Annotated in this window: 16 protein-coding genes; 3 read left to right on the top strand and 13 right to left on the bottom strand. The window is 73.4% G+C overall.

The window, feature by feature from the left end:
* Nucleotides 1-17: 17 nt before the first annotated feature.
* The 3 genes from BKA18_RS24110 to BKA18_RS24100 all read right to left on the bottom strand — a co-directional run bounded on the left by BKA18_RS24110 (nucleotide 18) and on the right by BKA18_RS24100 (nucleotide 3,168).
* Nucleotides 18-701: an AIM24 family protein gene (locus tag BKA18_RS24110; RefSeq protein WP_366045597.1), complete on the bottom strand. Its 684-nt coding sequence runs from the start codon at nucleotides 699-701 to the stop codon at nucleotides 18-20.
* 15 nt (nucleotides 702-716) lie between these two features.
* Nucleotides 717-2,429 carry a TerD family protein gene (locus BKA18_RS24105; RefSeq protein WP_366045598.1) on the bottom strand — a complete coding sequence of 571 codons (1,713 nt, stop codon included), beginning with the start codon at nucleotides 2,427-2,429 and terminating at the stop codon, nucleotides 717-719.
* 112 nt (nucleotides 2,430-2,541) lie between these two features.
* A complete protein-coding gene (locus tag BKA18_RS24100; protein WP_429638583.1) occupies nucleotides 2,542-3,168 on the bottom strand; it encodes a M48 metallopeptidase family protein in 627 nt (208 codons plus the stop codon).
* Nucleotides 3,169-3,346: 178 nt separating this feature from the next.
* Here BKA18_RS24100 and BKA18_RS24095 point away from each other — a divergent pair, with 178 nt between their 5' ends.
* On the top strand, nucleotides 3,347-4,474 hold the full coding sequence (locus BKA18_RS24095; RefSeq protein ID WP_366045599.1) for a ThiF family adenylyltransferase: 1,128 nt from the start codon (nucleotides 3,347-3,349) through the stop codon (nucleotides 4,472-4,474).
* Between the two features lie 56 nt (nucleotides 4,475-4,530).
* Nucleotides 4,531-5,991, top strand: coding sequence for an ABC1 kinase family protein (locus tag BKA18_RS24090; RefSeq protein ID WP_366045600.1), 1,461 nt, complete (start codon nucleotides 4,531-4,533; stop codon nucleotides 5,989-5,991).
* Nucleotides 5,992-6,117: 126 nt separating this feature from the next.
* Here BKA18_RS24090 and BKA18_RS24085 read toward each other — a convergent pair whose 3' ends face one another.
* The 5 genes from BKA18_RS24085 to BKA18_RS24065 form a co-directional block, all read right to left on the bottom strand.
* Nucleotides 6,118-6,315: a hypothetical protein gene (locus BKA18_RS24085; RefSeq protein WP_006603239.1), complete on the bottom strand. Its 198-nt coding sequence runs from the start codon at nucleotides 6,313-6,315 to the stop codon at nucleotides 6,118-6,120.
* Nucleotides 6,316-6,425: 110 nt separating this feature from the next.
* Complete coding sequence (locus tag BKA18_RS24080) at nucleotides 6,426-6,743, bottom strand: hypothetical protein (protein ID WP_358919343.1); 318 nt, start codon at nucleotides 6,741-6,743, stop codon at nucleotides 6,426-6,428.
* The gene (locus tag BKA18_RS24075) at nucleotides 6,740-7,093 is read right to left on the bottom strand and encodes a WhiB family transcriptional regulator (RefSeq protein WP_006603241.1); all 354 of its coding nucleotides are present in this window, start codon (nucleotides 7,091-7,093) and stop codon (nucleotides 6,740-6,742) included. Before BKA18_RS24075 ends, BKA18_RS24080 begins: the two co-directional genes overlap by 4 nt.
* A gap of 118 nt (nucleotides 7,094-7,211) precedes the next feature.
* Nucleotides 7,212-7,535, bottom strand: a complete 324-nt coding sequence (locus tag BKA18_RS24070) for a hypothetical protein (RefSeq protein ID WP_366045601.1) — start codon at nucleotides 7,533-7,535, stop codon at nucleotides 7,212-7,214.
* Between the two features lie 144 nt (nucleotides 7,536-7,679).
* Nucleotides 7,680-9,908, bottom strand: coding sequence for an ATP-dependent DNA helicase UvrD2 (locus BKA18_RS24065; protein WP_366045602.1), 2,229 nt, complete (start codon nucleotides 9,906-9,908; stop codon nucleotides 7,680-7,682).
* A gap of 456 nt (nucleotides 9,909-10,364) precedes the next feature.
* Here BKA18_RS24065 and BKA18_RS24060 point away from each other — a divergent pair, with 456 nt between their 5' ends.
* Complete coding sequence (locus tag BKA18_RS24060; protein ID WP_093485073.1) at nucleotides 10,365-10,607, top strand: mycoredoxin; 243 nt, start codon at nucleotides 10,365-10,367, stop codon at nucleotides 10,605-10,607.
* Nucleotides 10,608-10,790: 183 nt separating this feature from the next.
* On the opposite strand, the gene nudC is transcribed toward BKA18_RS24060, so the two are convergent.
* From nudC to BKA18_RS24035, 5 genes are all read right to left on the bottom strand, one after another.
* Nucleotides 10,791-11,726 carry an NAD(+) diphosphatase gene (gene nudC, locus BKA18_RS24055; protein WP_006603245.1) on the bottom strand — a complete coding sequence of 312 codons (936 nt, stop codon included), beginning with the start codon at nucleotides 11,724-11,726 and terminating at the stop codon, nucleotides 10,791-10,793.
* Nucleotides 11,727-11,802: 76 nt separating this feature from the next.
* A complete protein-coding gene (locus BKA18_RS24050) occupies nucleotides 11,803-13,203 on the bottom strand; it encodes a dipeptidase (protein WP_366045603.1) in 1,401 nt (466 codons plus the stop codon).
* Nucleotides 13,204-13,213: 10 nt separating this feature from the next.
* Nucleotides 13,214-16,879, bottom strand: coding sequence for an ATP-dependent helicase (locus tag BKA18_RS24045; protein ID WP_366045604.1), 3,666 nt, complete (start codon nucleotides 16,877-16,879; stop codon nucleotides 13,214-13,216).
* 635 nt (nucleotides 16,880-17,514) lie between these two features.
* A complete protein-coding gene (locus BKA18_RS24040) occupies nucleotides 17,515-20,979 on the bottom strand; it encodes an ATP-dependent helicase (protein ID WP_366045605.1) in 3,465 nt (1,154 codons plus the stop codon).
* A gap of 206 nt (nucleotides 20,980-21,185) precedes the next feature.
* A complete protein-coding gene (locus BKA18_RS24035; protein ID WP_366045606.1) occupies nucleotides 21,186-21,590 on the bottom strand; it encodes an MGMT family protein in 405 nt (134 codons plus the stop codon).
* Nucleotides 21,591-21,685 lie beyond the last annotated feature (95 nt).

Raw genomic sequence — 21,685 nt, 5'->3', positions numbered from 1 at the left:
GTGTTCGGTCCTCCCCCTCAGCCCCGGGCCCGGAGCCGGTCGGTGCTGTCCTCGCTGGGCTGGACGACGACGAACCCCTGGCCGGAGAAGCCCAGTTGGTACGCCTCACCGCTGCCCCGTCCGATCATCGAGGACGCCTTGAAGCTGCGCTTGCCCTTCATCTTCAGATGGGTCGACCAGGCGACCAGGGCATCGGGGTCCACATAGGTCTCGTCCTCGCCGCGGCCGCAGTCGACGACGATCGGGGTGCCCCGGGAGGTCAGGGCGACCCAGCCGGTGCCGGAGATCCCGACGTTGAACAGCCCCTGGCCGGCGAACTTCGCCATGCCCTTGACGCGCTGCACGCCCCACTGGAGCTGTGCGTCGAAGGCGAGGAGGTTGGTGCCGTTGACGGAGAGCGCGTCGTCGTCGAGGTGGATGCAGACGACATCGGCGCCGTAGTCGGCGAGGTAGAGCACGCCGTCGCCGGTGCACTTCATCAGGGGCGCGCCTTCGCCGGTGAGCCACTGGGAGGCCATCTGGCGGACGGCGGGCGGGTTCGGCTCGTACTGGACGAAGCCTTCGTAGGCGACCATGGAGCCGGTGCGGGCGAAGACGTCCTGGCCGCTCTGCATGGCGATCTTCACCATGGCGCTGCCGTGGTTCTCCATGCGGGCGGCGGGCGGGGTCGGGACGTAGCCCGACAGCTGCTGCTGGTTCATGACGTACGGGCTCCCTCAGACCTCGTAGGGCTGGACGACGATGAAGTTGCCGGGTGCGCCCCGGAACTGGAGGTTCACGGTCTCGCCGGAGTGGCCCGGGAAGGCGTGCCGGCGCAGGCTGACCTGGCTGGAGATGATCACCTGCGAGCCGGCCGACCAGGCCACGATGGCGTTGGCGTCGGCGAAGGTGGTCGGGGTGACCGGCAGCACGACCGGGGTGCCCTGGGTCTTGACGACGAGGGTGCCGGTCCCGTGGAACTGCATGGTGAACAGGGCGCCACCGGGGATGCCGTGGCCCTCGATCCGGCGGACCTCGTGCTGCAGCGACTCGTCGAAGGCGAGGACGCTCTCGGCGGACACACAGATCGCGTCGCCCTGCAGCTCGATGGGGTGGACATGGGCGCTGTTCTCCGCGAAGAACACCTGGCCCTGGCCGGTGCAGCGCATCAGCTGCATTTCCTGGCCGGTGGCGTTGCCGACGATGCGGCCGCGGAAGCCGGCGCCCTTGTAGCCGAAGTCGACCTTGCCCTGGTAGAGCACCATGCTGCCCTGGCGGGCGAGCACCGGCTGGCCGTCGACGCCGAGGTCGACACGGATCAGCTTGCTGTTCTGCGGGGTCCAGCGCTGACCGGTAGGGGCTTCCTTGTACTTGTCCAGGACGGCGCCGAGGCCGGGGCCGCCGCCCTGGGGGACGGCCGGGGCCTGGGCGCCGGGATACGGGGCACCGGGAGGCGGAGCCGGCTGCCCGTACGGCGCGGGCTGGCCCTGCGGGGCGCCGTATCCGCCGGGCGGCGGAGCCGGCTGTCCGTAGGGCGGCGCCTGCGGGGCCTGCTGGCCGGGGAAGCCGCCGGGGGCGGTCTGCGGCTGGCCGTAGGGGGCCTGACCTGGCGCCGGCTGACCGTACGGGGCGGGCGGCTGCTGGCCGGGCGGTCCGGGCACACCGGGCGGCGGTACCGGGCCGGCGGGCGGGGCCAGGGGCGCGGCGAGGGTGGGCGCGCTGTGCACCTGCGGGGCGGTGGGCTGCGCGGGCGCCGGCTGCGGGGCGGCCGGGGGCACCGCGGCACCGGGCGCGGGCTGCTGCGGTACGGGCTCGGCGGCGGGGGCCCCGAAGGACGGCGCGGGGGCGGGCGGCCCGGACGGGGGCGCGAAGCCGGGCGCGCCCACTGCCGCCGCGGGCGGCTCGGGCGCCGCGCCCTCCTCCTCGGCGACCTCGCCGCCGAAGTTCTTCAGCAGCGCTTCCAGTCCGCCGTCGAAGCCCTGGCCGACGGCGGCGAACCGCCAGACGTCCTTGAGGTAGAAGTCGCCGAGCATGAGGGCGCGTTCGGTGCTGAACTCGCTGCCGGTGAAGGAGTAGCGGGCGACCTCTTCGCCGCCGGCCACGATCCGGAGGTAGCCGGGGCCGATCTGGGAGACCTGGCCCGCGCCGTCGAGTGCGGCGGTGAAGGAGAGCTTCTGGATGTGCGGCGGGATCTTGTCGAGGGTGACCCGGAAGGACTCGCTGTCGCCGGCCTGCGCGCCGAGCAGCTGGATCGACTCCTCGGGCGACTTCGGCTGGTTGAAGAAGATGAAGTACCGGTCGTCGGAGAGCCGCTCGTCGGCGTCCAGACCGAAGCAGCTGATGTCGAAGGTCAGGCCGGGCCCGGCGATCTGCACGCCGACGTACAGGTCCGTTCCCGCCGTGAGATCACCGATTTTGACCTTGTGGCCGCGCTGGAATTCCCTGGCCATACGTAACGCCCGTCCCCCGCTCCCGCTGTGAGTTCGTCTGCGCGGCCAGGCTATCCGCTGGCGCCGACAACGGGCGATGCCGGGGCGCGGCGGATGTGGTGGCGCCGCAGGCTCATTCGCCGCGGGCGGCGGGCAGATGGGGCAGCCGGTCGGCCGCGACCACCCCTTCGAGGTAGCCGCGGGCGCGTTCCGTTCGGGGGTAGGAGTCCAGCAGACTCCAGAACCGGGGCCCGTGACCGGGAACGAGCAGATGGGCGAGCTCGTGCAGCAGGACGTAGTCGATGACGTACTCCGGCATGCCCTGGAGGCGGTGCGAAAGACGGATGCTGCCCTCTGCCGGCGTGCACGAGCCCCAGCGGGTGTTCTGATTGGTCACCCAGCGCACCGACGCCGGGCGGGCCCGGCCGTCCAGATACTGGCCGGACAGCCGTCCGGCGCGCGCGGCCAGCTCGCCGTCGCCCAGCATCCGCTTGCTCTCCTGGGCGGCGAGCTTGTCCAGCATGACGGTGACCCAGCGCTGCTCCTCGGCCTCGGACATACGGGCCGGAATCAGGACGACCGTGCGGTCGCCCTCGCGGTATGCGGAGACCGTTCTGCGCCGTCGTGAGCTGCGGCGCACCTCGACGGCGCTGGTGCCCGCTGCATGGACCGTGGGACTCGGGGCAGTCCGGCGCGAGGTGTCGGCGGCGCGGCGCAGAGGTGTCTCCCCTGAGCCGTGAGCGGAAGGGTCGGCGGGCACGCGCCCGACGTTACCCGCTGCCGTTGCGGGAAGTCCCGCCCCGCGGTCGGTTCGCCGCCGAACCACTCCATGGCGTGCACAGCTTGTACGACTGCTGCCCACCGCCTGTGGATAACTTCCGCGCCGATCCGCCGCACGGCGCATGCTGGGGGCCGGACGACGAAGAACGGGGGCGGATATGACACATCCGATGCTCAAGCCCGCGCTGCGGCGCGGCTGGCGGGACAGGGAAACGGTGCGGTTCGGCGTGGCTCCGGCCCATGCGAAGGTGGTCGGCCCGGTCGACACCGCGACCGGCAGCTTCCTGTCACTGATCGACGGCACCCGCACCATGCAGCAACTGACCGAGGAGGCCGCCTTACTGGACCTCCCGCCCGCGCACGTACGGGGCGTGGTGGAACGCCTCGGTGCGGCAGGGCTGCTGGAGGCACCCACTGCGGGCGGCCCGGCGGCCGAGGCCGTACGCGCGGACCAGGCCGCCTTCGCACAGCTGCGGCCCGACCTGGCCGCCCTCTCGGTGCGGCATCCGGAGCCCGCGGGCGCCCTGGGCCGGATGGGTGCGCGCAGAGCCGTCCGGGCCAGGGTCAAGGGGGCGGGCCGGGTCGGTGCCGCGATCGCGGCGCTGCTGTCGGCCTCGGGGATCGGCCGGGTGGAGGTGCTCGACGGCGGCACGGTCCAGCCGGAGGACGTCCTGCCCGGCGGGCTGCCGGCCGAGCGGATCGGTGAGCGGCGGGCCGCCGCCGCGCAACGACTGGTCCGCCAGTCCTCCCCCTGGAGCCGTACGCCGCGCCCGCGGGTCCCGGTCAGCGAGTCCGGTGAGGCGGGTCTGTCCCTGGTGGTGCTCGCCCCGCGCGACGGCCTCGGCGCGTACGCCCCCGACCCCGTGCTGTCCGAGCCGCTGCTGACTGCCGGAATCCCGCATCTTTACGCGGGGGTGATCGAGGGCACGGGAGTGGTGGGTCCGCTGGTGCTGCCCGGTGGTTCGGCCTGTGCCCGCTGCGACGAGCTGCGCCGCACGGACGCGGAGCCGGCCTGGCCGCGGCTGCTCGCGCAGTGGCGGTCGGGACGCGGTTCACCCGCGGTGCCGGCCTGTGATGCCGGGTTGGCAACGACGGTCGCGGGCGTCGCCGCCGTCCAGGCGCTGACGTTCCTCGACGGCGAACTGCCGCCGTGCACAGGTGCGCGGTGGGAGCTGGCCGCACCGTGTGCCGAGGTGCGCACGGTGCCGATCGCGCCGCATCCGGAGTGCGCCTGCGGTGCTGCCGCTGCACTGTGTGCGGCAGGCGCCTCGGATCCTCGGCCGTGACACGCCACAATGACGGAGTAACCCCGGTTGGGGGACAGTGTGAGTTGGAGGGGCGCATGTCTGATCTTCCCCGCAAGGCGGTCACCCGTACCGCCAAGCTGGCCGCGCTGCCACTGGGGTTCGCCGGCCGTGCGACCTGGGGCCTGGGCAAGCGGATCGGCGGCAGATCCGCCGAAATCGTCGGCCGCGAGCTTCAACAGCGCACGGCCGAACAGCTCTTCAAGGTGCTCGGGGAGCTGAAGGGCGGGGCGATGAAATTCGGGCAGGCGCTGTCCGTCTTCGAATCGGCGCTGCCCGAGGAGATCGCCGGCCCCTACCGCGCCGCCCTGACCAAGCTTCAGGAGGCGGCGCCTCCGATGCCGACGAGCGCGGTGCATGCCGTGCTGGCCGAGCAGCTCGGCGAGGAGTGGCGGGAGCTGTTCGAGGAGTTCGAGGACAAGCCGGCGGCGGCAGCTTCCATCGGGCAGGTGCACCGGGCGGTGTGGCACGACGGCCGCGAGGTGGCCGTCAAGGTGCAGTATCCGGGCGCGGGCCAGGCACTGCTGTCGGATCTGACGCAGCTGAGCCGGTTCGCCCGGCTGCTGGGCCCGCTGATCCCGGGCATGGACGTCAAACCGCTGATCGCGGAGTTGCGCGACCGGGTCTCGGAGGAGCTGGACTACTCCCTGGAGGCTCAGGCCCAGCAGGCACACGCCGAGGAGTTCGCCGACGACCCGGACGTGGTGGTGCCGTCCGTGGTCCACCAGTGCGACCAGGTGCTGGTGACGGAGTGGATGGACGGGCTGCCGCTGTCCGAGGTGATCACGGACGGCACGGACGAGCAGCGGGACCGGGCCGGTCAGCTCCTGGCTCGCTTCCTCTTCTCCGGCCCCGCCCGTACGGGCCTGCTGCACGCCGATCCGCACCCGGGCAACTTCCGGCTGCTGGCCGACGGCCCGGACAGCCCGGTCGAGGAGTGGCGGCTGGGGGTGCTGGACTTCGGCACCGTGGACCGGCTGCCCGACGGGCTGCCGCCGACGATCGGCACCTCGCTGCGGATGACGCTCGACGGCGAGGCGGACGCCGTCTACCAGCTGCTGTGCGAGGAGGGCTTCGTCAGGGAGTCCATCGAGCTGGATCCGGACGCGGTGCTGGAGTATCTGCTGCCGATCATCGAACCGGCGCTGGCCGAAGAGTTCACCTTCACCCGGAGCTGGATGCGCCATCAGGCGGCCCGGGTCGGCGATCCGCGCTCCCCCGCCCATCAGTTGGGCAAGCAGCTCAACCTGCCGCCCGCCTACCTGCTGATCCACCGGGTCACCCTGAGCACGATCGGGGTGCTGTGCCAGCTGGGGGCGGCGGTACGGCTGCGCGACGAACTCGAGGCCTGGCTGCCCGGCTTCGTGCCCGAGGAAGAGCCGCCCGGCCCGGACATCAGCGAGGCCGGCACCGTCCTCGGCGCGGAGGCCGCCACCGAGGTCGGCACGGGCATCGGTGCGGACCTCGGCAAGGAGGCCGTCGAAGAGACCACGGCCTGAGCCCGCATGCCGGGGCGGTCGCCCGCTCCGGCATGCGGAGGGACGGCCCGCCCGGCTGCGGGAGCGGCCGGGCGGCCCCGGGGTCTGCCTACCCCGGCCCCACTGCCCCGGTGATCACGCCCGGCCTCACCACCAGCTCGAATCCAGGCGCCCCTCGATGGCGCGGAGATTCTTCCGCGCGCAGGTGTCGCAGTAGTAGCGGCGCTCGCCGTTCTCGACGGAGAGCGTCCAGGTCGGCGGGGTGCCCTCGGCGACCGCGCCACAGCCGGCACACACCGTGTTCCCGTCCGCCAACCCCGCCTGTTCATGCGTCCTCTGGTCCACCGTCCGACGATATCCCCGTCATCCACGGCACACGGGATCCCACGCACCACGGGGCCCGCCCTGTCGGACGGACCCCGTGGATGGCGGTATCAGTGCAGCGGCCTACTGCCTTACTGCATCACGGCCATGGCCAGCGCACGGCGGGCACGGAGCGACGCGCGCTCGGCGCGCCGCTGCATACGCCGCGCGGCGGCCAGCCGATGGGCCCTGCGTTCTGATTCGGCCTCCCGCAGGCGTTCGTGCATATGCGCACGCGCCAGGGCTTCTGGGATGAGTTGCATGGCGTGGTTCCTGTTCTGACGCGACTCGATCGCGTCGACGTTCACGGGGACGGGGGTGTCGGTGAGAGAGGGGTTCATCGTGAGGTCCTGCTTCTGGGGATCCCGGGTGACGGGATGGTCGATCGTTCCTGTACCGAGGGCGTTCATGCCGAAACCGGGTTCTTGCGCGGACGACCACGCGGCCGCTTCCGCGGCACGACGACGCCCTGGACGAAGAGCTCGCCACCCCAGACGCCCCACGGCTCACGCCGGTCCTTGGCGCCGGCGAGGCAGGCCTCACGGACGGGACAGGTCTGGCACAGGGTCTTGGCGTACTCGACGTCGGCCGGGGACTCCGCGAAGAAGACCTCCGGGTCGTAGGTACGGCACGGAACAGCGGCGCCGAGGCGGTCGATCTCGTCGTCGAGCTCGGTGAGGGGAAGCAAGGAGTTCTCCTGAGGGTCGGGCGGAGGGATCAGGTCGGTCGCTACGGACGGGGTGTGCGTCTGGAGTTGCACGGTGGTGTGTTCCTCGTCTGTTCGGCCCGGCTGGTGGCGGGCGCTTGGGCAAACAAAAGGGCCGCGGATCCCGGTGTGGGTTCCGCGGCCCTGGAAGGTGCCGACCTGATCGCGCCGATCAGGCTGGATCTCTCCAGGGTTCGAGCCCGCGGTGGGCCCACATTTCATGCGTCTGGTACTGCTGCCGGGATTCGGCACCGTTGGCCGCCGCGAAGGCAATGGCATTCGCCGGTGCCGCCGCTGCTGCTACCGCAGGTGCCTCGGTCGGTCGCGCGGTGCGCTCACTGCGCGTCAGCACAGCGAGGGACTCGGGGCGCGCGACCTCGGTACCGGACAGGCGGCCGAAGCCGGACAGACCGGTGCCAAGGAGCGAGGAGCCGAGCGGGCAGGCGGCGACGACCGAGAGATCGGTCATTTTGTTGGTCTCCATGAAGCTGATCACTGGGCTCGCCTCCTCTCGGCGTCTCGGTGGACCGGGAATCCCGTTCCAGGGCGTTCAAGTACAACACGGATTGAGCGGATCTCGGAAGAAACCGTTGTCTCCGTTGCTTCCGAAGGCTATGGGGCTGCGCTCCGCACGCGCAAACTATTTTTCCGACGAGTTTTCCGCGGGTCCTTCGGACGCCTCTTCCGAGGCTCCCACGAGCTCCTCGCCGGCACAGATTGCCAGCACGTCACTGCCGTAGCGGTCGAACTTGCGCCGCCCCACTCCTGAGATGGCCGCCAGCTCCGATTCGGTTCCCGGAACGGCCTCCGCGATCGCCATCAGCGTCTTGTCGGTGAAGATGCAGTAGGCGGGCTGCCGGAGACGCGCGGCCTGCTCGGTCCGCCACCCGCACAGCCGCTCGTAGAGCGCCTCGTCGAGCTCCGAGGGACAGTCCTCACACCGCATCAGCTTCATCTCGCCGGCGTCCGTCAGCGTCCGGTTGCAGACCCGGCAGCGCGCCGGGCTGCGGTGCCGGGGACGCCGGGCCACCGCCGCCACCCCGTCGCCGCGCTCGATGCCCCCGGAGACCGCGCCCGGCGTGCGACGGCCGGGTACCGCCCCCGAACCGGGCCGCAGGCCGTTGAGGAAACGGCTGGCGCGGCGGGAGGCACGCCCCCCGGGAGAGCGCGCCAGCGACCAGGACAGGCCCAGATGCAACCGGGCGCGGGTGACGCCGACATACAGCAGCCGGCGCTCCTCCTCTATCTGCTCGTCCGTCCTGGCGTAGGTGATCGGCATCATGCCCTCGGTCAGGCCGACCAGGAAGACGGCATCCCACTCCAGGCCCTTGGCCGCGTGCAGGGACGCCAGCGTCACCCCCTCGACCGTCGGGGCGTGCTGGGCGTTGGCCCGCTCGTCCAGCTCGGCGACGAGATCGGCGAGGGTGGCCGCGGGCCGCGCCCGGGCGAAGTCCTCGGCGAGCCGCACCAGAGCCGCCAGCGACTCCCAGCGGTCCCGCACCGCGCCCGAGCCGGCCGGCGGCCGACTGCTCCAGCCCATGTCGCTGAGCACCGCCCGCACCTCGGACGGCAGGTCCACAGCGTCGTCGAGCAGCGCGTCGTTGCCGCCGAAGCGGGCGGCACCGCGCAGCTTGACGCCCGCCTCGCGCACCTCCGGCCGCTCGAAGAACCGCTCCGCACCCCGCAGCTGGTACGGCACACCGACATCGGCCAGCGCCTGCTCATAGACCTCGGACTGGGCATTGACGCGGAAGAGCACGGCGATCTCGCTGGCCGGCACGCCGGAGGCGATCAGGTCGCGGATCCGGCGGGCGGTGCCCTCGGCCTCGGCCGGCTCGTCGGCGTACTCCGTGTACATCGGCTCGGGGCCCGCCTCGCGCTGCGAGATCAGCTCCAGGCGGTGCTCGGCGGCGCGGCCCTTGGCCTGGGAGAGCAGGCCATTGGCGAGGTGCACGACCTGGGGGCTGGAGCGGTAGTCGCGGACGAGCTTGACGACCGTCGCCTGCGGATGGCGGGTACGGAAGTTGAGGAGGTGGTCGGGGGTGGCGCCGGTGAAGCTGTAGATCGTCTGGCTGGCGTCGCCGACCACGCAGAGATTCTCGCGGTCCCCCAGCCACAGCTCCAGCAGCCGCTGCTGGAGCGGGCTGACGTCCTGGTACTCGTCCACGACGAAGTGCTGATACTGCGCACGGACCTGCTCGGCGATGTCGTGCCGGTCCTGCAGCACGCCCACCGTGAGCAGCAGCACATCCTCGAAGTCGATGCTGCCCCGGTCGCGCTTGAGCTGTTCGTACGTGCCGTAGATCTGCCCGATCTCCGCCGGGTCACGAGGGGCCTCACGGCCGGCCTTGACGACCGCGGCCGGATAGTCGGCCGGCACGGTCTGGGTGACCTTGGACCATTCGATCTCGGCGGTGACATCGCGCAGCTCATTGCGGTCCAGCCGGATGCGGCAGCGGGCGGCGGCCTCGGCGACCACCTGGATCTTGCGCTCCAGCAGCCGCGGGACCTCACCGCCGACGGCCTTCGGCCAGAAGAACTGCAACTGCCGCAGGGCCGCGGAGTGAAACGTCCTGGCCTGGACCCCGCCGGCACCGAGCTGCCGCAGCCGGCCGCGCATCTCACCCGCCGCCCGGGCCGTGAACGTGACAGCGAGCACACTCGCGGGCTGCAGGATCCCGGCGCGTACGCCGTACGCGATCCGGTGGGTGATCGCGCGGGTCTTGCCCGTGCCGGCACCGGCCAGCACACACACCGGACCGTGCAGAGCCGTCGCGACCTCGCGCTGCTCGGGGTCGAGCCCTTCGAGCACCGCGTCGGCCGAGTCCGGCACCTGCGGGAAAAGAGAGGAGTCCGTTGCTGCTGTCACCCCGCCATGCTGCCAGGTCCGCAGAGGCGCCCGGGAAACCTGTCCACAGCCGCCGGGCCCGGTCGTACCGGCCGCCTCCACTGTGGACGACCGCCGGCACGCGGCGTCGGCGGGTGCTTTGCTGAGGTCAGTGGAAGGGAACGGGGCGCGGGGTGGCTGGGGCCTCGCGAAGTTGTGGGGGCGAGCCAAGGGCTTGGAGGCTGCGGCCTTGGCGGGGAGGCGTGGCTCGGGGGGCCGGCTTTGGTCGGAGGGGGTGTGGGGTGGGGAGGGGGTGGGGGTGGCCCCCAAGGATGGCGCGCGAGGTTCGGGCGTAGCCGATCCTGGGAGGCGGAGCGGCCCGTTCAACCCTCCGGGAATGGTCCGCGCCCGATGTACGTTGTGGTGCTTGGCCGCGTCGAACACATCGGCGAGTGGTATGTGGATCAAGACTTATCGAAGCGAAGGAGCGCGGGGCACATGGCGGGCACTGTGACGATGTACAGCACGACCTGGTGCGGTTACTGCCGTCGGCTGAAGAGCCAGATGGACCGCGAGGGCATTGCGTACACCGAGATCAACATCGAGCACGACCCGGAGTCCGCGACGTTCGTGGAGAAGGCGAACGGCGGCAACCAGACGGTCCCGACCGTGCTGTTCCCCGATGGCTCGACGCTGACCAACCCGTCCCTGGCGCAGGTCAAGCAGAAGGTCGGCGTCTGAACGGTCAGCGCCTGAGAGGCCGACGACGCCGCACCGTCGTGTAGGACACCCTGACCGCTTCGCCTCGACTACGGGCAGTCTTCTAGGGCCGCCGGCCGGAATCCCTGTGGAATCCGGCCGGCGGCTCTGTGCATCTCCGCAGGCGTCAGGCCCACCGAGCCCGGTACCCGCCTCCCGGGCCCCTCACGGCTTGGGCAGTGGCTTGCCGTACCAGAGCTCGATGAGGCGGGCGGCGATGGAGATGCCGTACGGCGGGAGGACCTCGCCGGATTCGAAGGCGGCGCGCAGGTCCTCGCGGGAGAACCAGCGGGCCTCTTCGATCTCCTCGCCGTCGACCTGGATCTCGGACGAGGTGGCGCGCGCCATGAAGCCCAGCATCAGGCTGGAGGGGAAGGGCCAGGGCTGGCTGGCGATGTATTCGACGTCGCCGACGACCACGCCGGCCTCCTCGAAGACCTCGCGGGCCACCGAGTGCTCGATGGACTCGCCCGGCTCGACGAAGCCCGCGAGCGTGGAGAAGCGGCCCTCGGGCCAGTGCACCTGGCGGCCCAGGAGGGCGCGGTCGTCCTCGTCGGTGACGAGCATGATCACGGCCGGGTCGGTGCGCGGGTAGTGCTCGGCGCCGCAGGCCGGGCAGCGGCGGATGTGGCCCGCGGCGGCGATGACGGTGCGTTCGCCGCAGCGTGAGCAGAAGCGGTGCAGGCGCTGCCAGTTTTCGAGGGCCACGGCGTGGACGAGGAGGCCGGCGTCGCGGGGCGACAGCAGCAGGCCGGCCTCGCGCAGGCCCGCCGGGCGCGCGGACTGGTCCATGCGCCCGGGCAGCGAGTCCTTCTGGAGGGCGAAGTAGCTGACGCCGTCGTCGTCGGTGCCGAGGTAGTAGCGGTGCGCCTCGGTCAGGGGCGCCTCGAAGGACGGCGTCGTGATCAGTTCGGTGCGGCCGTCGGGGGTGTCGTCGATCAGCGCCTGGCCGCCGGACACCACGAAGACGCGCGTCGTCGGGTGGCTCCAGGCCGCCGCCAGCCAGGCCTCGTCGAGACGGTGATGGGCCGAGCGGTCGATCCCGCTCGGCGCGCTGAACGTGAGCGGCCGGTCGGCGGTGTGGTCGGTCCAGGTGGTCACTGCTGTTTCCAACTCCCCCTGTGGCGTGGGTGATTGCTGCATGTGGGCGCGGAACGGTACGGCGGCAGGCGTCCGGTCAAGCCGGGCGCCAGGTCTCCGCCAGGTCGCCCCACAGGTGGGCGGCGGTCTCGACGCCCTTCATCAGCAGGTCGAGCTCGACCTTTTCGTTCGGGGCATGCCAGCCGTCGGAGGGGACGGAGATGCCGAGGAAGAGGACCGGGACGCCGAGGACGTCCTGGAGGTCGGCCGCCGGCCCGGAACCGCCCTCGCGGGTGTAGCGGATCTGCCGGCCGAAGGCTCGTCCCATGGCGCGTACGACGGACTGGAGGGCGGGGTGGTCGAGCGGGGTGAGGCAGGGGCGGGTGGCGCCCCAGAAGGTGATCTCGTGGCGGATGCCGGCCGGGAGCTGCGCGGCGACCCAGTCGCGGACGGACTGCTGGACGGCGGCCGCGTCCTGGCCGGCGACCAGCCGGAAGGAGAGCTTCAGCTGGGCGGTGGCGGGGACGATGGTCTTGCCGCCGGGGCCCTGGTAGCCGCCGCCGATGCCGTTGACCTCGGCGGTGGGGCGGGCCCAGATGCGCTCCAGGGTCGTGCTGCCGGCCTCGCCGAGGGGGGCGTGGGAGTGCGCGGTGCGCAGCCACTCGTCCTCGTCGAAGGGGAGTTCGGCGAAGAGTTCCCGCTCGCGGTCGGTGAGCTCGATCACGCCGTCGTAGAAGCCGGGGACGGCGACGCGGCGGTCGGTGTCGTGCAGGGCGGCGGCCAGCCGGGCGGCCTCGGTGGCGGGGTTGGGGACCGCGCCGCCGAACGAGCCGGAGTGGATGTCCTGGTCGGGGCCGTAGAGATCGATCTGACAGTCCGTCAGTCCGCGCATGCCGGTGCACACAGTGGGGGTGTCCCTGGACCACATGCCGGTGTCGGAGACGATCACCGCGTCGCAGGCGAGGCGGTCGGCGTGCTTCTCGATCAGGGCCGGGAAGTTCGGTGAGCCGGACTCCTCCTCGCCCTCGATGAGCAGCTTGAGGTTGACGGCGGGGGCGGTGCGGCCGGTGGCGGCGAGGTGCGCGCGGACGCCCAGGGTGTGGAAGAACACCTGGCCCTTGTCGTCGGCGGCGCCGCGGGCGTAGAGCTTGCCGTCGATGGTCTGCGGCGCGAAGGGGTCGGTGTGCCAGCCGTCCTCGCGGGCGGCGGGCTGTACGTCGTGGTGGCCGTAGACGAGCACCGTGGGCGCGGACGGGTCCTGGGAGGGCCATTCGGCGAAGACCGCGGGCAGGCCGCCGGTCTCCCAGACCTCGCTGGTGGTGAAGCCGGTGTCGGTGAGCTTCGCGGCGAGCCAGTCGGCGCTGCGGCGGACGTCGCCGGCGCGCTCCGGGTCGGCGGACACGGAGGGGATGCGCAGCCATGCGGCGAGGTCGTCGAGGAAGGCTTCGCGGTGGGTGGCGAGGTACGCGCGGACGGCGCTGTCCGGGGTGGTGCTCATATGGCCGAGCCTATCGGCCTTCCGGGGGATGTCCGTCGGCGGTCTCGCCGAGCAGGATGCGTTCGAGTCCGACCCGGCCGGGCAGCCGGGCGGGTCTGACCACCTCGCCACTGCGGACGTAGAGGAAGGCGGCGTCGACGGCGGAGGGCTCCAGGCCGTACCGCTCGGCCCAGGCGAGGCGGTAGACGGCCAGCTGGAGGGGGTCGGCGGTGTGGGTGCGGCCGGTTTTCCAGTCGACGATCTCGAAGCGGTCGCCGTGCGGGCCGTGCTCCTTGTAGACGGCGTCGATCCGGCCGCGGATCACCCGTCCGGCGAGCGTCAGCTGGAAGGGCGCCTCGACGCGGAAGGGGGTGCGGTGGGCGTAGGGGGTGCGGGCGAAGGCCTCCTTGAGGGTTTCGAGGTCGTGTTCGTCGGCGATCAGGTCGTCCTCGCCGGGCTCGGCGCCCGGGAGCTCGTCGGGACCGAGGAGGGGCAGCATCAGCTCTTCGAAGCGGGATTCGACCCACGCGTGGAAGCGGGTGCCGCGGCGGGCGCCGGGCTGGGGCGGGCGCGGCATGGGGCGGGCCAGTTCGCGGGCGAAGCCGTCCGGGTCGGCGGCGAGGCGGAGCAGTTGGGTGGCGCTGAGCGCGGAGGGCAGCGGGACCTCGCGGACGGTGGCGCGGGAGCGGCGGAGCTCGGCGGCGAGCGCCTCCAGATCGCGGTCCCAGGATCCGACGGTGCGGCGCTCCTCGGGGAGGAGGGTGTGTGGCGCGCTGTCGCCGGGGTGGGGGGCGTCGCCGTCCGGGTCGGCGGTGAGGTCGGGTTCCGTGGAGCGCTGGGCGCCGATGGCGGGGCGGGACGGGGCGGGGGCGGCTTCGGGGAGGGCGTACGGCGGGGCGTCGTCGTACGGCCGGGCGGTATCGGGCGGCCCGGTGTCCGGCGTGACGTGCAGCGGGGCGTGATCGTCGAACGGGTCGGCTTCGGAGAGGTCGAACGGTCCGGCTTCGGGGACGTCGTAGATGTCACCTTCGGGCACGTCGAACGGGTCGGCTTCGGAGAGGTCGTCGTACGGGCCCGTGCCCCAGATGTCGCCGTCACCCGGGGGCGGCGGCCACTCGGGATCATGGGCGGACAGTACGGCCGGCGCGCCGGAGGGGGACGCCGCCTCACCCGTCATACGTGCCAGGTGATCGCGCACCGTGGCGGCGGCCGCGCGGCGGCGGGCGGTGGCCGTGGGGTCGAGGGGCAGTGGCCAGGCCTGTTCGGTGGCGGCTTCGGCGAGGGCGGGGTTCTCCGCGCCGTCCTCGGGTGCCGCGGCCCAGTGCTCGATCTCGCCGTGTCCGGCTTCGCAGTGCGCGCGCAGTGCCTCCAGGAAGGCGGACGGGCCGCGCGGCCGCTTCTGGTGGGGGCCCCACCAGTGGCCGGAGCCGAGCAGCAGGGAGCGGGGGCGGGTGAAGGTGACGTAGCCGAGGCGGAGTTCCTCGGTTTCCTGGTGGTGCTTCATCGCCTCCTTGAAGTCTTTCAGGCCGCGGGCGGTCCACTCCGTGACGTCGGGGAGGGTGGCGGCGTCGCCGCGCAGGGCGTGCGGGAGGACCTTGGCCCGGCTGGTCCAGGACTCGCGGGCCTGTTCGCTGGGGAACTGCTTGGTGACCAGGCCGGGTACGGCGACGACGTCCCATTCCAGGCCCTTGGACTTGTGGGCGGTCAGCACCTTGACGGTGTTGTCGCCGCCGGGCAGGGAGCTGTCCAGGCCCTTCTCGTACTGGACGGCGGTGCGCAGAAAGCCGAGGAAGGCGAGGAGGGTGGCGTCGCCGTCGAGGGATTCGCCGCCCTGTTTGGCGGCGAAGCCAGCCGCGATGTCGAGGAAGGTGCCGAGGGTTTCGCGACGGCGTGCGGCCAGCGCGTGCGGGGAGGCGGACAGCTCGACCTCCAGGCCGGTGGTGGCCAGGACCCGGTGGAGGACGTCCATGAGGGGGTCGCCGAGGGAGCGGCGCAGGTCGCGGAGTTCGGTGGCGAGGTGGGCGAAGCGGACCCGGGCCTCGGCGGAGAAGGGGAGGCCGTCGTCGGGGCCGTCGGCCTCCAGGAAGGTGTCGAGGGCGTCGGCGAGCGAGATGGTCTCGGCGGGGTCGACGCCTTCGACGGCCTCGGCGAGGCGGTGGGCGGGGTCGTCGGAGGGGGTCTGGTGGTGGACGAGGGTGCGGGCGCGGCGCCCCAGGAGCGCGAGGTCGCGGGGGCCGATCCGCCAGCGCGGGCCGATCAGCAGGCGGACCAGGGCGGCGTTGGCGGTGGGGTCCTGGAGCACCTCGCAGACGGCGACGAGGTCGGCGATCTCGGGCAGATGCAGGAGTCCGGAGAGGCCGACGACCTCGACGGGGACGTCCCGGGCGACGAGTTCGCCCTGGAGGTGGGCGAAGTCGGCGGCGGTGCGGCAGAGGACGGCGATCTCGCCGGGCGGTGTGCCGGTGCGGACGAGGTGGGCGAGGGAGTCGGCGAGCCAGGTGAGTTCTTCGGCGTGGGTGGGCAGCAGGGCGCAGCGGACGAGGCCGTCGCGCTCGGCGCCGGGGGCGGGGCGCAGGGCTTCGACGCCTTCGTGCCGCTCGCGGAGGGGGGCGGCGAGGCCGTTGGCGAGGTCGAGGAGGCGGCCGCCGCTGCGGCGGTTCTCGCTGAGGGCCGCGCGGCGGGCGGGGGTGCCGTCGGCGAAGGGGAAGTGGGCGGGGAAGTCGTCGAGGTTGGCCACGGAGGCGCCGCGCCAGCCGTAGATGGCCTGGCAGGGGTCGCCGACGGCGGTGACGGCATGCCCGGTGCCGCCGCCGAAGAGGCCGGAGAGCAGCAGGCGTTGGGCGACGGAGGTGTCCTGGTATTCGTCGAGGAGGACCACGCGGAATTCGTCGCGCAGGAGGCGGCCGACCTCGGGGCGGGTGGTGGCGAGGGTGGCGGAGCGGGCGATCTGGTCACCGAAGTCGAGGAGGTCGCGGCGGCGTTTTTCGTCGCGGTAGGCGGTGACGAGGTCGAGCAGTTCCAGGCGGCCGCGGGCGGTTTCGGGGGCTTTGCGCAGATCGGCGTTGCTGAGTTTCACACCGTCGAGGGCGGCGAGCAGCTCGGTGTCGTACGTGCGGAGCGCGGCGGGGTCGACGAGGTGCTCGGAGAGTTCGGCGTCGAGGGCGAGGAGGTCCTCCACGAGGGAGGGCAGGGAGGTGGTGAGGGACGGGTAGGGGCCGGGGGCGGCGCGCAGGGTGCGGGCGGCGAGCTGGAAGCGGGTGGCGTCGGCGAGGAGCCGGGCGCTGGGTTCCAGGCCGATGCGCAGGCCGTGGTCCTTGAGGAGTTGGCCGGCGAAGGCGTGGTAGGTGGAGATCCGCGGCTCTCCGGGAGGCTGGTCGCCGGCGGCGCCGCCGGCGTCGAGCGGGAGGGCGTCCGGGTCGGTGACGCCGGCGGCGAGGAGGGCGGCCCGGACGCGCTCGGCGAGCTCGCCGGCTGCCTTGTTGGTGAAGGTCAGCCCGAGGACCTGCTCGGGGGCGACCTGGCCGGTGCCGACCAGCCACACCACGCGTGCGGCCATGACCGTGGTCTTGCCGGAGCCGGCTCCGGCCACGATGACCTGCGGGGCGGGCGGGGCGGTGATGCACTCCGTCTGCTCCGGTGTGAACGGGATGCCGAGCAGCTCTTTGAGCTGCGCCGGGTCGGTGATACGCGGGGCCACGGTTGAGAACGGTAGCGGCCCGCGCTGACAATCCGCTGCGCGGTGCTTTCCCCCCACGTTGTCGGCTGGCTCGCCGCGGGGGTTTCTCGCCGTTGCGCTTGGCGGCGCCCGCCCACGTTGTCGGCTGGCCCGCCGTGGTGGCGTCTCGCCGTTGCGCTTTGCGGCGCCCCCCACGTTGTCGGCTGGCCCGCCGTGCTTCGTCTCGCCGTTGCGCCTGCGGCGGGCTGGTTGCCGCTGCGCTGGCTGTTCGACTGCGGGACCGGCCCTCCGGACTCCGTCCTGCGGTCCGCCCCCTCCCGTTGGGGGTGGATGAAGACCGGTGGGGGCGGACCTCATCCCTCGACTGCACGCAGACGACGGCGGGGGCCCGCCCCCACCGGCCTGTTCCCACCCACTACGGGAGGGGCCGAGCCGCAGGACGAAGTCCGGAGGAGCGGCACCGCACCCGACAAACCACGCCCGCCGCCAGGCGCAACGGCGAAACACCCCGACGGCGGGACAGCCGGCAACGTGGGGGGCGCCGCAAAGCGCAACGGCGAAACGCCACCGCGGCGGGACAGCCAACAACGTGCGGGTGCGCCGCAAAGCGCAACGGCGACAAACCACCACGGCGGGAAAGCCGAAAACGTGGGAAGTCACTCCACGACGTGGCGCCCCTCCGGCTGTGCGCTGCATGACGCCCGGAAGGTGCAGTGGGTGCAGTGGGTGCCGGTGGTGGGGGTGAACCGCTCCTCCAGGACGCGGCCCGCGGCGGTGGCGAGCAGTTCGCCGACCCACTCCCCCTCCAGCGGCTGCTGCGCCTGTACGGCGGGCAGTGCGTCGCCGCCTTCCTTCTGGGGGGCGCCCAGGCGCAGATGTACCAGTTCCGCGCCGCCCGGGTCCGGGGTGCGGCCGTCGAAGGCGTCGTCCAGGGCGCCCTCGCGCACCGCGAGCTGGTAGACGGCGAGCTGGGGGTGGCGGGCGACCTCGGGTCCGGTCGGTTTCTGTTTGCCGGTCTTGAAGTCGACGACGTACGCCCGCCCCTGGGCGTCGCGGGAGACGTGGTCCATGCTGCCGCGGATCCGGACCTCGTAGCTGCCGGCCCGGAGGGTGAGGTCGAAGCCGTGCTCGGTGGCGACGGTGTCCCGGCCGCGGGTCTCGCGTTCCATGACGTGCCAGCGCAGAAAGCGCTCCAGGGCGGCACGCGCGGTGTCCTTCTCCTGGCGCGACTTCCAGGGGGCGTCGAAGGCGAGGGCGTCCCATACGGAGTCCAGCCGCTCCATCAGGACGGCCAGATCGGCGGGGGTGCGGCCGGAGGCGACCTCGTCGGCGAGGACGTGCACCACGTTGCCGAAGCCCTGGGCGGCGGTGGCGGGGGTGTCCGCCTTGACCTCGCGGCCCAGGAACCACTGGAGGGAGCAGGTGTGCGCGAGCTGGTCGAGGGCGCTGCCGGAGAGGACCACGGGGCGGTCGCGGTCGCGCAGCGGGATGCTGCTGTGGGTGGGTTCGTGCAGGCCCCACCAGGTGTCGGGGTGGGCGGCCGGCACCAGGGGGTGGTGGTCGTCGTCGCGGAGGGCGGCCAGCCGCGCGAGCCGCTGGGCGGCGGCCTCGCGCAGCGCGGGGGTGGCGGCCGGGTCGACGGTGGTGGCGCGCAGTTCGGCGACGAGGGCGGCCACCGAGAGGGGGCGGCGCGGGCGGCCGGTGACGTCCTGGGGGGTGACTCCCAGCTCGGTCAGGAAACGGGACGGCTGGTCGCCGTCGTCGGCCGCGGCCTTCACGGCGGTGACGACCAGCCGTTCGCGGGCGCGGGTGGCGGCCACGTAGAACAGCCGGCGTTCCTCGGCGAGCAGCGCGCCCGCGGGGAGCGGCTCGGCCAGGCCGTCGCGCCCGATCCGGTCGGCTTCCAGGAGCGAACCGCGCCGGCGCAGGTCGGGCCAGAGGCCCTCCTGCACGCCGGCGACGACGACGAGCCGCCATTCCAGGCCCTTGGCGCGGTGGGCGGTCATCAGCCGTACGGCGTCGGGGCGCACGGTGCGGCGGGTGAGGGTGTCGGCGGCGATGTCCTGGGCGTCGAGTTCCTCCAGGAAGTTGAGGGCGCCGCGGCCGCCGGTGCGTTCCTCGGCGCGGGCGGCGGTCTCGAAGAGGGCCACTACGGCGTCCAGGTCGCGGTCGGCGTTGCGGCCGGCGGCGCCGCCGCGGTGGGCGGCCCGTTCCAGGCGCTGCGGCCAGGGGGTGCCGTCCCACAGCTCCCACAGGGCCTGTTCGGCGGTGCCGCCGCCGGCCAGGAGGGCACGGGCCTTGCGCAGCAGCAGGCCGAGCCGCTGGGCGCCGCGGGCGTAGCCGGGGTCGTGGGCGACCAGGCGCTCGGGTTCGGCCAGCGCCCGGGCGATCAGCTCGTCGGAGGGGCGGGGCAGCGGCTGCCCGGCGCTGCGTTCCTCCTCGCGCAGGGCGCGGCCCAGCCGGCGCAGGTCGGCGGAGTCCATGCCGCCCAGCGGGGAGGTCAGCAGGTCCGTGGCGGTTTCGGCGTCGAGCCACCCGGGGGCGCCGGCGGCGTCGTCCGGGGTGGCCTGCCCGGGCCCGGTGTCCTGGGGGGCGGCCTCGTCGGACGAGGCGTCAGGGGTGGCGGTGGGGTCGTGGCGCAGGGCGGCCCGTGCCGCCGCCCGCAGCGCCGTCAGCAGGGGGGCGACGGCGGGTTCGTGCCGCAGCGGCAGATCGTCGCCGTCTATGTCGAGGGGTACGCCGGCCGAGGTGAGCGCGCGGCGCACGGCGGGCAGCGAGCGCCCGCCGGCGCGGACGAGAACGGCCATCTCGCGCCAGGGCACCCCGTCCTCCAGGTGGGCGCGGCGCAGGATGTCGGCGATGTTGTCGAGTTCGGCGCCGGACGTCGGGTACGTGTACGCCTCGACGCGGCCGCCGTCCCGTACGGGCACCGGCTCACGGTGGGCACGTACCTTCGCGGCGGGCAGGCGGGTGAGCGGCATCCGGCGGGTGAGCAGCCGGGTGGCGGCGAGCAGAGCGGCGCCGGAGCGCCGGGAGGTGCCGAGGACGGCGACCGGGGCGGGGGTGCCGTCGCCGCGCCGGAACGTCTCGGGGAAGTCGAGGATGCCGTTGACGTCGGCGCCCCGGAAGGCGTAGATCGACTGGTCGGGGTCGCCGAAGGCGAGGAGCGTGCGTCCCGGGGAGCCCGGTGCGGCCGACGCCGTGTGGTTGCCGGCGAGTGCGCGCAGCAGCCGTACCTGGGCGGCGTCGGTGTCCTGGTACTCGTCGACGTAGACCGCGTCATAGGCGGCGGCCAGCTGCCCGGCGGTGTCGGTGTGTTCGGCGAGCAGCACCGCGCGGTGCACCAGCTCGGCGTAGTCCAGTACGCCCTGGGCGTCCAGGACGTCGAGGTATTCGGCGAGGAAGCCGGCCGCGGCGCTCCAGTCGGGGCGGCCGGTGCGGGCGGCGAAGGCGCCGAGGGCGTCGGGGCCCAGGCCCAGTTCGCGGCTGCGGGCGAGCACCGCGCGGACCTCGTCGGCGAAGCCGCGGGTGGTCAGGCAGGCCCGCAGCTCGTCCGGCCAGCGCACCCGGCCGCGGCCCGCACCGGCCAGTTCGGCCTGTCCTTCGAGGAGTTCACGGACCACGAGGTCCTGCTCGGGTCCGGACAGCAGCCGCAGTGGGTCGGCGAACAGCTCGGCGTCCTGGTGGGCGCGGACCAAGGCGTAGCAGAAGGAGTGGAAGGTCGTCGCCTGCGGGAGGCCCGGCCGGCGCGGGCCGCTGCCGGGGCCCGCGGGCCCGGCGGGCGGTGCGTCCGGTCCGGACAGCCGGGCCGCGAGCCGGTCGCGGAGCTCGACGGCTGCCTTGCGGCTGAAGGTGAGGACGAGGATCCGTTCGGGGTCGTCGCCGGCGCGCACCCGGCGGACCACCGACTCCACGAGCGTCGTGGTCTTGCCGGTGCCCGGCCCGGCCAGCACCAGCAGCGGCCCGTGCCGGTGGTCAACCACGGCGCGCTGGGCTGCGTCCAAGGCAGGAGGATCCACCCGTTCCGGTGCGGTGCGCACCAGGCGGTACGCGCCGGCGGCGTCCCGCCGCGCCGCCCGGTGGGGCTGCGTGGGCGGGGCGGCCGAGAAGGAGGAACTCACGTGGATCGCCGGTCCTGAGGAGGGTGCTGGTCGTGGAGCAGAGGGCGTGCGGGCCGCCGCGCGGTGCGCGGTGCGGGTCGGGCTGCCGGCCGGGCGGTGCGGCGCGCGGCGGGGCCGTCGGCGGGACGGCGCTGCCCGACGCTACGCCAGGTGTGCGGCGGGCCCGGCAGCGGCCTCCTGGTGCGCCGGGAGGCGGGGCGCCGGGGCTACGGTTCCCCGTCGCCCTCGCGGCGTCCGTCCCAGCGGGCGCGCCGCATGTCGAGCCGCGGTATGTGCCCGCGCGTCATCGGGGCGCCCCGTGTGCCCCCTGCGGGGGTGTCCCCCGTCGGGGTGGTGCGCAGGGGCGTGCCCTCGTCGCGGTAGTGGGCGAGCGCGCGCAGTTCGCTGCCGGGCAGCAGCCGGCCGTCCGCGCGCACCACCCGCCACCAGGGCACCGCGCCGCCGTAGAGCGCCATCACCCTGCCGACCTGCCGCGGTCCTCCCTCGTCGAGCCACTCGGCGACGTCCCCGTACGTCATCACCCGGCCCGCCGGGATCAGCTCGGCGACGGCGAGGACCCGTTCCGCGTATGCGGGGAGCTCACCCGCCGTCGAATCTCCGGTCCCACTCATTCGGTCCATCCTGCCGCACGGCACCGACAATGGGATCGGGCACACGGTGGTGCACCACCGTGCAGGTCTGCGGGGCGGCGCCGCCGGCCCCGCTC

Origin of the sequence: Streptomyces auratus (assembly GCF_050433025.1) — a bacterium.
Taxonomy (GTDB): domain Bacteria; phylum Actinomycetota; class Actinomycetes; order Streptomycetales; family Streptomycetaceae; genus Streptomyces; species Streptomyces sioyaensis.
The sequence above is the reverse complement of the archived record's forward strand: the minus strand, read 5'-3'. Positions and strand labels throughout refer to the sequence as shown.

Coding starts and splice junctions, on each gene's coding strand:
- BKA18_RS24060 (WP_093485073.1), top strand. CDS start 10,365: ATGGCGGGCACTGTGACGATGTACAGCACGACCTGGTGCGGTTACTGC.
- BKA18_RS24110 (WP_366045597.1), bottom strand. CDS start 701: ATGAACCAGCAGCAGCTGTCGGGCTACGTCCCGACCCCGCCCGCCGCC.
- BKA18_RS24105 (WP_366045598.1), bottom strand. CDS start 2,429: ATGGCCAGGGAATTCCAGCGCGGCCACAAGGTCAAAATCGGTGATCTC.
- BKA18_RS24035 (WP_366045606.1), bottom strand. CDS start 21,590: ATGAGTGGGACCGGAGATTCGACGGCGGGTGAGCTCCCCGCATACGCG.
- BKA18_RS24090 (WP_366045600.1), top strand. CDS start 4,531: ATGTCTGATCTTCCCCGCAAGGCGGTCACCCGTACCGCCAAGCTGGCC.
- BKA18_RS24050 (WP_366045603.1), bottom strand. CDS start 13,203: ATGAGCACCACCCCGGACAGCGCCGTCCGCGCGTACCTCGCCACCCAC.
- BKA18_RS24080 (WP_358919343.1), bottom strand. CDS start 6,743: ATGAACGCCCTCGGTACAGGAACGATCGACCATCCCGTCACCCGGGAT.
- BKA18_RS24095 (WP_366045599.1), top strand. CDS start 3,347: ATGACACATCCGATGCTCAAGCCCGCGCTGCGGCGCGGCTGGCGGGAC.